The organism is Acinetobacter sp. NIPH 284, assembly GCF_000369425.1.
Classification (GTDB): Bacteria; Pseudomonadota; Gammaproteobacteria; order Pseudomonadales; family Moraxellaceae; genus Acinetobacter.
The window spans coordinates 12,642-25,628 of record NZ_KB850011.1; the positions used below are offsets into that span (position 1 = coordinate 12,642).

Annotated in this window: 11 protein-coding genes and 2 tRNA genes; 6 read left to right on the forward strand and 7 right to left on the reverse strand. The window is 38.5% G+C overall.

Annotation, left to right across the window (positions count from 1 at the left end):
- Nucleotides 1-175: 175 nt before the first annotated feature.
- From F908_RS06105 to F908_RS06120, 4 genes are all read left to right on the forward strand, one after another.
- The gene (locus F908_RS06105) at nucleotides 176-1,684 is read left to right on the forward strand and encodes a DUF3336 domain-containing protein (RefSeq protein WP_005159295.1); all 1,509 of its coding nucleotides are present in this window, start codon (nucleotides 176-178) and stop codon (nucleotides 1,682-1,684) included.
- Complete coding sequence (locus F908_RS06110) at nucleotides 1,659-2,480, forward strand: protein kinase domain-containing protein (protein ID WP_005159297.1); 822 nt, start codon at nucleotides 1,659-1,661, stop codon at nucleotides 2,478-2,480. Before F908_RS06105 ends, F908_RS06110 begins: the two co-directional genes overlap by 26 nt.
- Before the next feature lie 106 nt (nucleotides 2,481-2,586).
- A tRNA-Leu gene (locus tag F908_RS06115) sits at nucleotides 2,587-2,671 on the forward strand.
- A 62-nt stretch (nucleotides 2,672-2,733) separates the two neighbouring features.
- A tRNA-Trp gene (locus tag F908_RS06120) sits at nucleotides 2,734-2,807 on the forward strand.
- Between the two features lie 177 nt (nucleotides 2,808-2,984).
- Here the strand turns inward: F908_RS06120 and F908_RS06125 are convergent.
- Complete coding sequence (locus F908_RS06125; RefSeq protein WP_005159300.1) at nucleotides 2,985-5,699, reverse strand: M66 family metalloprotease; 2,715 nt, start codon at nucleotides 5,697-5,699, stop codon at nucleotides 2,985-2,987.
- A 590-nt stretch (nucleotides 5,700-6,289) separates the two neighbouring features.
- Here F908_RS06125 and F908_RS06130 point away from each other — a divergent pair.
- Nucleotides 6,290-7,321, forward strand: coding sequence for a two-partner secretion domain-containing protein (locus F908_RS06130; protein ID WP_228127620.1), 1,032 nt, complete (start codon nucleotides 6,290-6,292; stop codon nucleotides 7,319-7,321).
- Nucleotides 7,322-7,344: 23 nt separating this feature from the next.
- Nucleotides 7,345-7,626: a hypothetical protein gene (locus F908_RS06135; protein ID WP_005159303.1), complete on the forward strand. Its 282-nt coding sequence runs from the start codon at nucleotides 7,345-7,347 to the stop codon at nucleotides 7,624-7,626.
- A gap of 118 nt (nucleotides 7,627-7,744) precedes the next feature.
- On the opposite strand, the gene purB is transcribed toward F908_RS06135, so the two are convergent.
- From purB to F908_RS06165, 6 genes are all read right to left on the reverse strand, one after another.
- Nucleotides 7,745-9,133, reverse strand: coding sequence for an adenylosuccinate lyase (gene purB / locus F908_RS06140; RefSeq protein WP_004953312.1), 1,389 nt, complete (start codon nucleotides 9,131-9,133; stop codon nucleotides 7,745-7,747).
- 103 nt (nucleotides 9,134-9,236) lie between these two features.
- Nucleotides 9,237-9,968 carry a high frequency lysogenization protein HflD gene (gene hflD / locus F908_RS06145; protein WP_005159305.1) on the reverse strand — a complete coding sequence of 244 codons (732 nt, stop codon included), beginning with the start codon at nucleotides 9,966-9,968 and terminating at the stop codon, nucleotides 9,237-9,239.
- Nucleotides 9,969-9,986: 18 nt separating this feature from the next.
- A complete protein-coding gene (gene mnmA / locus F908_RS06150) occupies nucleotides 9,987-11,120 on the reverse strand; it encodes a tRNA 2-thiouridine(34) synthase MnmA (protein WP_005159307.1) in 1,134 nt (377 codons plus the stop codon).
- A 4-nt stretch (nucleotides 11,121-11,124) separates the two neighbouring features.
- The gene (locus F908_RS06155; RefSeq protein ID WP_034602674.1) at nucleotides 11,125-11,613 is read right to left on the reverse strand and encodes an NUDIX hydrolase; all 489 of its coding nucleotides are present in this window, start codon (nucleotides 11,611-11,613) and stop codon (nucleotides 11,125-11,127) included.
- Nucleotides 11,614-11,696: 83 nt separating this feature from the next.
- Entirely contained in the window at nucleotides 11,697-12,374 is a 678-nt protein-coding gene (locus F908_RS06160) for a DUF2625 domain-containing protein (protein ID WP_005159317.1), read from the reverse strand.
- Between the two features lie 45 nt (nucleotides 12,375-12,419).
- Nucleotides 12,420-12,956 carry a gamma carbonic anhydrase family protein gene (locus F908_RS06165; protein WP_005159318.1) on the reverse strand — a complete coding sequence of 179 codons (537 nt, stop codon included), beginning with the start codon at nucleotides 12,954-12,956 and terminating at the stop codon, nucleotides 12,420-12,422.
- Nucleotides 12,957-12,987: the final 31 nt, after the last annotated feature.

Sequence of the window (12,987 nt, forward strand, 5' to 3'; positions counted from 1 at the left end):
CACAAACCAAACTCAGTGATTAATGATTAGGGATACTATCATTGCTATAGCTGAAATGAAGAAAATATCATTAAAAATGTTGCAAATGGTCAATTTTACCCTTGATTGTTGGTGCTGCTTTTTGCATTGTATAAGTGCGAGATGATAAAAATATAATGAAAAAATAGGAATGCTAATGTTCAATAGAGCTCAAGAAAAAAGAAATACATATCAATTGCATAGAATCGATATGTTAAAAGAGAGCTTGCAACATGCGAGTTCTTATGCGGAATGGAAAGAAATTGCACTAAAACTGGACGAAGAAGCGGGGCATGAAGCATGGAAATATGACAATCAATCGCCTTACTTTGATGCAGAAATTTTGTCTAAACGATACAACTTATTAAAAAAATATCGAATGCAACATCGAACTTTAGATTTAATTTATGTTCTCCGTGAAGGCTTATCTTATGACTTCGCCAATATTGGTCATCCAATGTTATTTGCACAAACCTATATTGGTACGAAAAGAATTATCGAAAACTATGTTGAAGAAATGAGTGAATGTCTTCGCTATTTAGCTTCTAGTGAATGTATTACTTTTCAACTCAAAGAAAAAATTCAATTTTTTAAAGAATGTCAAAGAGCCTATGGACAACCTGCCCTTATGTTTTCTGGTGGTGCAACACTAGGTTTATTTCATACAGGTGTATGTAAGGCTTTGCTCGAACAAGATTTAATGCCTCGAGTCCTGTCTGGTTCAAGTGCAGGGGCGATCATGACGGGCATGTTGGGGGTATCCTCGGCTGATAAAATTCCAGAACTGCTCGAAGGCGAACATTTTTTTAGTGATGCTTTTCAATTCAGGAAAATTTCAGAGCTAATTCGAGGTCATGGTGGTATTGCTGATGTCATGTATTTGAAAAAATTCCTGATGCAAAATTTGGGTGATGTGACATTTGCAGAAGCCTATCAACAGTCAAAGCGACATATTAATATTGTAATTGCCCCATATAACACAGCACAAAACCCACGGATTATGAATGCACTCACCGCGCCGAATGTTTTGGTGTGGAGTGCTGTTTTAGCATCTTGTGCTGTACCTGTATTATTTCCGCCTGTGCACTTAACCAGTAAACGTTACGATGGTCAGCATACACCTTATTTGGCCAATACCAAGTGGGTGGATGGGAGTATGCGTAGTGATTTTCCACAAGAAAAAATGGCTCGTTTGTATAATATAAATTACACCATTGCCAGCCAAGTAAATCCGCATATCGTGCCATTTATGCAAAGTGATACTGAACGGTTTCGTCGCGATGTTCTAAACTGGCCTAAACGAATTATTCGGCATCAAGGCAAATCGCTTGCTCTGGAAGTTATGGATTTAACACGTAATTATATGGGCAGTTTTTTCCCGATTCGCCGTGTTTTAGATCATGGATATGGCATTTTAGGGCAGCGTTATTACGGCGATGTAAATATTATTGCGCGCTATGGTTTAAGACATTATAGCTATATGCTTAAAAATCCACGTCCGAAACTCTTTAAGGTTTTGCAGCAAGAGGGAGAGCGAGCGACATGGCCGAAGATTTCATCTATTGAAATTCATGCACGGATTGGAAAAACGATTGAGCATTGTTTAACATCACTGCGTAAGCAGCAAGAAAAGCAACAGAATGAGTTTTACTACGTTGATCTTTGATTCAAATATTCAACTGGATAATTTGAGTTTAAGTACTAAACCTGAAAGCTATGCTTTTGGGCGGCGTTTATATCGTTGCCAAATTGAGCAACAACAATATTGGCTTAAATTTCATTTAATCAATAGCCATGAGGTTTTAGAGCAAGCGTTTGAGCGAGAACTAAATTTCTATCAACAAAACTCTCAAGTTAGACAGAATTTTTTATTGCCCCATCAAATTATACCACTTTCTCATATTAAAAATGACGATGATCTTCCTCAGTGTGGGGTAGGATTGCTTAGTGTTGCTACAAATGTATTTTTTAGTCCTATTCAGGTAACAGATAGCATCCAAGTTATCTGCCATAAAATTTTAACTGCGCTGCAAGCCATTCAAAGTATGCATCAATTAGGTTGGATTCATGGCGATTTAAAAGCAGAGCATTTTCGATTATATGAAAATTCATGCAGGCTCATTGATTTTGAACAAAGTTATCAATTACAACCAATCCAAAATTTAACCGCAACTCCTCATTATATGGCACCTGAGCTTTTTCATGGGAAGCCAAAAACAATACAAACTGATTTATATGCTTTTGGCATCATTGTTTATGAGTGGTTATCCCAAAGCAAATTAACTGCAAAAAACTACCATGAATGGGCCATCCTACATTGCCAGAAATTAGAAATTAAATTACCTGATGAATTGCGGTGTTTTTTGCCTTTATTAACAGGCTTATTGCAGAAACATCTAAAACAGCGATTTAGCTCAGCAATAGAGGCAAAAAATTGTTTGAATGCAATTGATTTGCTGTAAAAATAAACATAAATGTTTGATTTGAATATTATATGTGCATTTGGTAGAGTTTTTTGTCAGAAAGACTTGTCATAACGAGTGTTTCTCACTAATATGCATACCCATCGGGGGCGTGGCGAAATTGGTAGACGCACTGGATTTAGGTTCCAGCGCCGCAAGGTGTAAGAGTTCGAGTCTCTTCGCCCCCACCAAATTTAAAAGTAAGTTTCTTACTTTTATGATTAGATCAAAAATGAATTAATCATGCAGTTATAGAGGATTGGTGTAATGGTAGCATGACGGTCTCCAAAACCGTTCGTCAAGGTTCGAGTCCTTGATCCTCTGCCAAATAAATAAAAAAGCCCTTGTATTTACAAGGGCTTTTTTATTTTCTCAATTTGATGTTTGAGTAAAAGTATAGAAATATTTGCTCAAAGCATACATAGCCTGTTTTGACTTATATAAAAAGACTAGGGAACACATAGGTTTCCTAATCTTAAGTTGGTGATTTTATATATTGATCGATTATGGTGTTGCTAATACAGTTGCCAAGAGTGGTAAATTTTGCCCTGTAGCAGCAGCTAAAATAAAGTTTTGGCTAGCTGTGGTAATCGTCCATTTTTGATTATTTCCACTGCTACAACCGTATGTGATTAAAGTACCACGACCATCTGCGGCTGGTGCACCGCCACCACTCAAATCAAGGCAGGTATTACCTTGACGGAATTGCTGTGTTGGGCCTGTTACAGGTGTTTCCCAAACCTGATTGTTTACGCTGTTATTACAGCTGGCAAGGGTTGCACCTGATAAACAAAGTTCAGGATATTGTACGCTATGGATTTTACCTACAGCATCATAGACCCATAAACTAGCACTATCACCTGTACAGCCATTTTTGCCACTCATGTATACACTTGGTTTCCCTGTACTACTTGAGATTTCTGTCTTGAGGCACGCTGAATTCATGTTTGGCATAATCAACATAGTGGCGCCAGCCAATGGATTACTATTGGAAAGACCAAGTTGAGCAACAAAGCTTTTTAAAGCAGTATGAGCAGCAGTCACATTCGCTGTTAAGTCACTACGATATACATTGACCCAGCGGTTTAAGCGATATAGCTGTTTTTGTTGGTTGCTAAAACGTTCTAATTCTTGCTGCGCAGTTGTTGAAAGTTCATTTTTAAAATTCTTATAAGAATCATAAAGAATTTTATTACTTGGAGATAAATTAGCGACGAGTTTGCCTTGATTGCTGAGTAAAGCTTGTTCTAATTGTGGAAGTTCAACTTTGCGTAAAGCTTTATAACCTTGTTCCTTACCAATCGTTACGGCAGCAGGTAGAGGTTGGGCATAACTTGGAATAACAATCGATGAAAGTTTATTGGCTTGTTCATTCGCACGTTTACAGTATAAATCAACGCTGAGTGGTGCATCGCTTTGAGCCAAGTTAATGTGCAATTTATTTGCATTTCCATTCATTCGATTTGGTGCGAGCGCAATGTTTTCCTCAGCTTTTAATGCATATTTGACATTAATCCAACAGCTTGCATTTGCAAGACCCAGTTGTGCTTGAGGAAGTGAAAACACGTTCCCCCAATTACCACGTGCTGCAGGATAAAGCAGACCAATTTGGTTGACTGGGTCATAGCCACCTAAAATGGTAAAAACGGGTACACCAAATTGAGTGGGTTTTAAATAATTGCCATCTGGGCGGTTGTACCAAACTTGATTTGAGTTTGGAACTTTAGGTTGAGTGACATCCATTTGGCGAGTTGTCGCGTTCCAGCGTTTATATCCAGTTGGAGAGGTGGAATCCCACACAGCACGATCAAATGCAGGTTGAATTCTTAGTTGTGTGCTATAACCCGTGTAATGAGTAAAACGGGAGAGGGAGCTCGAGTAATTACCTCCTGCCATAGCATCAGTGCCGTAAGTATAGGCATTTTGGAAAATTGGTGTGCCACCTAAGCGATTTTCTAGATTTGTATTATTCCAGTTTAAATTGCCTCGCATACGGTTGCGATAAGCAATATAACCCCATCCACTGTCAGGATGATGGGCTGACCAAAAGTAGTTTTCAGCATTTTGTCCGGGATAATGCCCTAAACCATAGTGATGCCCAATTTCATGACTGAATTCATTACCCACAGAATCGATCAGTGTTAAGATACCATTACCACCACTTAAGCCGTGATTGACATCACCATTTTGGTATTTACCCCAAGCATGGTGAATGACTGCACTTTGAGTCAGTTGAGGTTGCTCTTGGCTTAACATTGATGCACTGGTTACACCCCAGTTTGCAAGGTTGATTCCTGTACTAAATGTTGATTTAGCAGTATTTTCTCGCATATCACCACTGTAAACATCACCTGTTGTTGCACTTTTGTCATTATAAATGACACCACTTGCAACCATGACTTGATTCAGTTGCATGTCATCATACTTTGTGACGATCATTTTTGCCGCAGGAATCGTTTCAAAATAATCAGTACCCGCTTTTTCAGGTTCGTTCAGCATATAGTGACCGCTAGATTGTCGAGGTGCGGTGAGCATGCCTAAACGAATGCTTTGAACCACTAATTCACCCGGCGCTCCAAAATCAATCGATTGTGCATCTAGTCGCCCGTTTTTAAGGCTGACAGGATCTACAATACGAATATTTAAACCCGGTTTGACTTCATCCCAGTTAAGGGCTGCTGTCCATGTGCGTTTAGAGTATTGAACTCTTGGGCGAGCATCGCCGTTAGATTGATCTGAGGCGGGGATTTGAGTGGGTTCTTGTAATGCAACACGACGTATTAAACGACTATTTAAATAGATTTCTGCATTCAGTTGTTGTACCTCACCCATGTCGGTATTTGGGGTGACTAAAAGGAGAGCATCTTTTTCACTGGTAAGACGAGGCATACTTTTCGCCTCGTTACCATTCGGGTCTACGGTATGGTTTTGTGCAAATTGGATCATTGCTGCAAAACTACCGACAAGATCATTACGTAAAGGTCGCGTATTACCCTGTAAGTCGTAATCGTAGAATCCCAAAGTATTTGAATCAAAAACATCTTTACTTGGCTCAGGATAAGCACCTGATGTCGTAAGTGCCTTTGCTTGACTATTTGTCACCGAATCAGTTTTATTATTATCAGTTGTTTCTTGAGAGTTTCCCCCACAACCAGATAATAATAAGAGTGAAATACAAAAGCTTAACGTGCTTATTGAGGGTTTTGTCACATTTTTCATATTTTTAATTAACCGAGTTAATAAAGTGTTAAATAGGGGGTTATTTAAAAATAATATAACTTATATTTAATTGGTGAGTATATATATTTGATATGAGGTATATATGCTATTTTCGTGATATTGTTCTTGTTTTTTTAACCAAGTGTTAATGTTGTTTTGTAAATTTTTAATATAGATGTGGTGTTCTCGAAATATAAGGCTATGTTATTGAATGACATTTATTGACACATTTTGGCAAAAATTATAATTATACATGGTTTGTTAAGCTTATTTTATTGAGCTTTAAATTAATTTATCAATTGGATTTAGTCTTAATTAAAAATGCAGTGGGTTTTAAATTAAATATAATTAATGTATCTTTGTGATTATTTTGTGTGTCTCCTTTATTATTTAAAATTCATATTTTTAAATAATGTGTTTAATTGCCTTTATTGTATTAAAAATGATAGAGGGAACACATAATTCTTATATTTTGATTCCATTTTTTTTAAATGGCAGTTTTAAGTTTAGCGCTGATATTAATTTTGGGGTGGCGTAGAAATGAATAAAGTTTATAGAACTGTATGGAATAAAACTTAGCTTGTTGGCAAGTGACTTCGGAATTAACACGAAGTCATTCGCGAGGCGGTCAGAGTTCAACGGTGACAGGGCATGTTAAAGAGACAAAAACTTGGTTTCAGACCCTACGTTTATCTTTATTAAGTTTAGCACTGCTTCCAATCTCACTTTGGGCAGGAGTATCTGATGTACAACTGCCAACAGGTGGTAATGTCACCGTTGGCTCGGCACAAGTCAGTCAAAATAATAATACGTTAAACGTTCATCAAAATAGTCAAAATGTAGGTATCCAGTGGGATAGTTTTAACATTGGGCAAAATGCGACGGTCAATTTCTATCAGCCGAATACTTCTTCGATTGCAGTAAATCGTGTTTTGGATAGTAACGCCAGTCAAATTATGGGGAAACTGAATGCCAACGGGCAAGTTTTTTTATTGAATCCGAATGGTGTGATTTTCTCTAAAACGGCACAAGTGAATGTCGGTGGGATTGTGGCATCAACATTGAATGTCACCGATAGTGATATTGTCAGTGGGAAATTTAAGCTTCAAAATCAGGGAAATGCTGCCAGTGTTGAGAACTATGGCTCAGTTATTGCCAATGGTGGCGTTGTTGCTTTTATTGCATCAACGGTCATCAATGAAGGGCAGATTCAGGCACATAATGGTGTTATTCACTTAACCGCAGCCGATCAAGTCACTTTAAAATTACAAGATGGTCAACTGACTGAATACAAAGTTGAAATTGGGACATTGCAAGGTCTGATTGATAACCGTGGCGCGATTCTTGCCAATAACGGTGCAATTTATTTAACTGCAAAAGCCAAAGATAGCTTAAGCAAAGCCGTGGTGAATCACAGCGGTATTATTGAAGCCAATCGTTTGAGTCAAAATGCCAAAGGTGAAATTGTTTTGCTTGCCGATGTGCAACAAGGCACAACCAACGTCAGTGGTATTTTAAAATCAGAAGGTCGGAATGGTCAGGCAGGTGGTTTTATTGAAACCAGTGCAGCGCAGGTAAAAGTGGTGCATCGAATATTGCAGGATATAAGAATAGCGCATTAAGTGGTTCAACTGGATATTACATTTTGTCTGAACTTAGACAGAGTTTATATGCTTCTGCACAAAATCAACTTGCAGCGAAGATCTATGTCGATACAGCAACGGTTAAACACCAAGCACGAGAGTGGAGTGGTTTAACAGGCAAAAATATAGAACAGATTAGTAGTGCAGGTTTTGGACTAAACTGGTCAAATGCGATGCAATTGCAAGCAGCATTAACTGTTGGGTTCCCGATAGGCTCACAACCTGATAGCGTTGATAAGCGTAATGATGTCGAAGCTTGGCTTAATTTAAGTAAACGTTTTTAAATAAAAATCGGGTGGTGATCAGTTAAAATCGTTGGGATTTTGATGATTTTAACTAGAAAAATTAAGAAATAAAAAAAGCAAAGCCGAGGCTTTGCTTTTTTATGATTGAATGATCAGCTTAGATTTTGCTAATCAAATCATTGATTTGTTTTGCTTGTTCAGCCGCATTACCTGTATATGTAGCAGGAGTAAGCTCTGCTAAACGAGCACGTTCATCAGCTGGAACTTGAAGAAGTTCATCACCATTAACGAAGTTCACCATCATTTCACGTGTCATTGCTTGACCACGAGTAAGTGCTTTTAGTTTTTCGTAAGGTTTTTCAACATTATAACGACGCATTACTGTTTGGATCGGTTCAGCAAGAACTTCTTGTGCTTGGTCTAAATCTTCATTTAAACGGTTAGCATTGAGTTCAAGTTTACCAATACCTTTTAAGCAAGCATCAAAAGCAATCAAGCTTTGTGCAAAACCAACACCCATGTTACGAAGAACAGTTGAGTCAGTTAAGTCACGCTGCCAACGAGAAACTGGAAGTTTTTCACCTAAGTGACCCAATACCGCATTTGCAATACCTAGGTTACCTTCTGAATTTTCGAAGTCGATAGGGTTTACTTTATGAGGCATTGTTGAAGAACCAACTTCACCGTCTTTTAATTTTTGCTTGAAGTAACCAAGAGAGATATAGCCCCAAACATCACGGTTAAAGTCGATCAAGATCGTGTTATAACGACGTAATGCATCAAACAATTCAGCCATGTAATCATGTGGCTCGATTTGAGTGGTGTATGGGTTGAAGCTTAGACCTAAAGATTCAACAAATGCTTGTGCATGTGCAGCCCAATCAATTTCTGGATAAGCAGAAAGGTGAGCATTGTAGTTACCTACTGCACCATTGATTTTGCCCAATAATTCAACATTTTCAAATTGCTTGATTTGGCGCGCTAAACGATAAGCAACGTTCGCCATTTCTTTACCCAAAGTTGTTGGGCTAGCAGTTTGACCATGAGTACGGGATAACATTGGCTGTTCTGCATGCGTTGTTGCCAAAGCAGAAATTGCGTTCAGAATTTGCTTCATGCTTGAAACAAGAACTTCACGACCATTTTTAAGCATTAATGCATGAGACAAGTTGTTGATGTCTTCAGATGTACATGCAAAGTGAATGAATTCGCCCGCATTTTTTAATTCATCAATATTGGCAATTTTTTCTTTAAGGAAATATTCAACTGCTTTTACATCATGGTTAGTTGTACGTTCAATTTCTTTAATGCGGTTTGCATCTTCTTCAGAAAAATTCGTCACAATCGCATCTAAAGCAGCATTCGTTTCAGCAGAAAATGCAGGTACTTCGATGATTTCTGCACGATTTGCAAGTGCTTGTAACCAACGCACTTCAACAGTGACACGAGCGTGGATTAAACCAAACTCAGACAAAAAAGGGCGTAGAGCATCGCATTTGCTCGCATAACGTCCATCAAGTGGTGAGAGTGCGGTTAAAGCATTCATACAGATTCCTTAAAGTTTGTCTCTCTTGCAGAACTTTATTTATTCCTCAAGAGAGATTTATAGAGGTTGTAAAACGGTATAAAAAATTTGCTCTAGCATCGGTTTAAACGACCTGATACTGCAAACGAGCAAGAGCTTGAATATCTTGTAAAAGCTTACGTTTACTAAAGATCATACTCCATGAGCTACCGCCCAGTTGTCGCCATAAATGCGCAAGTTGTAGACCTGTAAAGAGGCAAGCACGGATTCGATTTGTATGATTCATATCTTTAAAAGCTTCAGCATTACCACGGACAAGGATACGTGGATTAATTTGCCCAGCAGTTTCAACATAGGTCTGAGCTAAATTGGCAATAATACTTGGGTGCAAATAGTTATTATCGAAAAAAGACAACTGTTTTAGGATTTTTTGTTGAGCCGTTTCGATAATTTTGACGTATTCAGGATTGTTATAAACTTTCTTTTCTAATTGCAATAACGCCATTGCATAAGACATTGGGAGTTTAGCTGTCGACATTTTCGGAATACGAGATTTAGGCGCAGTATTAAAAGGTTGGGTTATACAACCTTCTAATGTTTTTAAACCAAGAGAGATATCTGCAAGTTGATTAAAAAAATCTAAAGTTTGAGTGGCATTATTGGTGGCTGGGCGAATATTAAGACTGGCTTTAATCAGTAGTTCAAAATAAAAATTACCGCTATCGCCAATACTTTGCTGACCCGCCATTGCGGTCATATGCGTGAGCTGAGTTGCTTGAAACACAGCAGCCAATGCCAAAGCACGATTTTGTCGAACATTCAACGCTTGGGCGTGCTGAAAGGGTAACTCCACCATGCTTCGCTTCCAATTTCCTTAAATAAAATCTGGTTCAGGTGCATTGGTATGGTGAATCACACCACCACCTAAGCACACTTCTCCGGAGTAGAACACCACGCTTTGTCCAGGAGTTACAGCTCTTTGTGGTTCATCAAACTCAACTCGAATACCATTTTCGGTTTGCTCATCACGATAAATTGTACACGCTTGATCAGGCTGGCGATAACGGGTTTTTGCCGTGCATCGGAATCCTGTACTTGGGATGTCCTGTTCACCTGCGACCCAATCAATCGACTCACTCCAAAGCTGTGTGCTTTGCATGAGTGGGTGCTCATGTCCTTGACCAATCACCAAGCGATTATTGGCAATATCTTTATGGAGTACGAACCATGCACCTTCTTGTACACCTTTCATACCACCGATACCAATACCACCGCGTTGACCGAGCGTATAGTACATCAAGCCATGATGTTCACCAACTTCTTTACCTGACTCTAAAACAATTTTTCCAGCTTGTGCAGGTAAATATTGTTTTAAGAAATCGGTGAAACGACGTTCACCAATAAAGCAGATACCCGTCGAGTCTTTTTTCTTGGCAGTTGCCAGATCTAACTCTTCTGCAATGCGACGAACTTCGGGTTTCTCAATTTCGCCCACAGGGAATAAGGTCTTGTTAATTTCACGACCATGTACCGCATGTAAGAAATAAGTCTGGTCTTTATTATTATCGACACCACGCAGTAATGGGGCATAGGTTTCGCCACGTGAATTCTGCATGCTTGAACCACGACGGGCATAGTGACCTGTTGCAATAAAGTCTGCACCCAAAGTCATCGCATGATCGAGGAATGCACGGAATTTAATTTCTTTATTACACAAGATATCTGGGTTTGGTGTGCGACCTGCAGCATATTCAGCCAAGAAGTGTTCAAACACGCGATCCCAATATTCCATGGCAAAGTTCGCAGTGTGCAGCTTGATACCAATTTTATCTGCAACGGCTTGCGCATCAGCTAAGTCTTCAAGTGCTGTGCAGTATTCCGTACCATCATCTTCCTCCCAGTTTTTCATGAAAAGACCTTCAACTTGATGTCCTTGTTGAAGTAATAATGCGGCAGAAACAGAGGAGTCTACACCACCAGACATACCGACGATGACACGTTGTTGCATCTAATTAAGCGTCCAAATGAGAAGTTAATGAGGGAGAGAAAGGGTGCTCATAAATGAGCGATAAGGGATATTTTTTGCCAGCAAGGGCATCTTCAATTACTTTTACAACCAATGGGCTTCTAGCACGTGCTGATTCTTGTAGCTCATCTAAGTTCATCCATACTGTACCAACAATACCTGTATCCAGTTGCGCATTTTCTTCAACTGAGGTGACATGTGCTAAAAAGCAAAAACGGTAATAGGTACGATCTGGAAACATCGGGGGAGTATAGGTATAAATCCCAAGCAGATGATCAATTTCAACATGATGACCTGTTTCTTCTAAGGTCTCACGAATCGCTGCTTGAATAATGGTCTCATCGCATTCTACATGTCCCGCAGGTTGATTAAACACGGTATGTACAAAGCCTTCGCTGTGTTCTTCAACAAACAGAAAACGTCCGTCTTTTTCGACTACAGTAGCGACTGTGACATGGGGTGTCCAAGCGGTCATAGAAAGCACCATGATTTTAAAAAACGTATTCTACAAAATTTGAGAGTTTTTGGCTATGGTAGTGCTGATGGGGAATTATTGAATTAATCTAAATTTTTAATTTCATTAATAATTGTATCCAGCAACCAGAAATTTTCTTCAATTGAAATAGCCTTTTTGCTTAATTCATCTATATTCTTTCCTTCTAGTGTCCATAGAAAAGGATAAAATGAAAAGACCTGATTCCCAGTAAGTTCTTGAATATCAGTTTTCCAATTATTCCACCTTAAAGAGCCATAAAATTGATCGAGATCGCCATTTAAACACCAATTTAAGAAATCTGAATAACCAATCTCTAAATTCTCCCATCTTAAACAGTCGGGAGCAAGATAATAAATATCACCTAAGTTTTCTCCCAAACCACCACAATTTATCGAAAAATAACCACCCAGAATATCGTCGGCTATAAGTAAATAATCAGGTTGCTTATGTTGTTGGGTGATTGTTTTTCCAATATTCCATTCATGAATTCCACGATCTAACCTTTTGCTGCCAGAACCTAAAACTCTCAACCATCCATGATCAATGAGTAAACCACCAGTTTCATAAATCATAGCTCCCATTGGGGAGCGAGTCGTCACTTGGATTGAAAGTAATTCACTTTCTGCTCTGTTTATATTATTAGGTAGCATTTCAAATTGATTCTTAGCTGTTTCCAACCAGCTTTTAATGAGAATCCAACCTGATTCCTTAGTATCTATTAGTTCATTTATTTGTTTCATTGTTCTTTGAGTTCATTAGTGTGAATTGATTAAATGGATATAAATTTAATTATTCTTATAATTATCCTTCACTTTCACATAATGGAGTGCTGAATAAGGAAGGAATTCCATTTCTTTTTCAGTCAGTGCACGAACTTGTTGTACTGGACTACCGACATAGAGATAACCGCTTTTTAACACTTTACGTGGTGGCACAAGGCTACCTGCTCCAATCATTACATCATCTTCAATAATCACGTCATCTAAAACAACGGTATTAATCCCGATCAGGACACGATCACCAATGGTACAACCATGTAAAGTCACATGATGTCCAACCGTCACATCTTCGCCAATGATGAGAGGCGAACCATTTGGTTTAGCTTGATTTTTATGACTGACATGTAACATACAATGATCTTGTACATTACTGTTTTTGCCAATCTGAATTGAATTGACATCACCACGAATCACGGCAAAAGGCCAAACAGAAACATTCTCTGCTAATTTGACATCACCGATGATGACAGACATGTCATCCACATAACAGCTTGAATCAACATCAGGTTTTTGATCGAGATAGGGACGAATATTCTTAGCCATGAGTATGATCAATATAAAATATAGATGAATT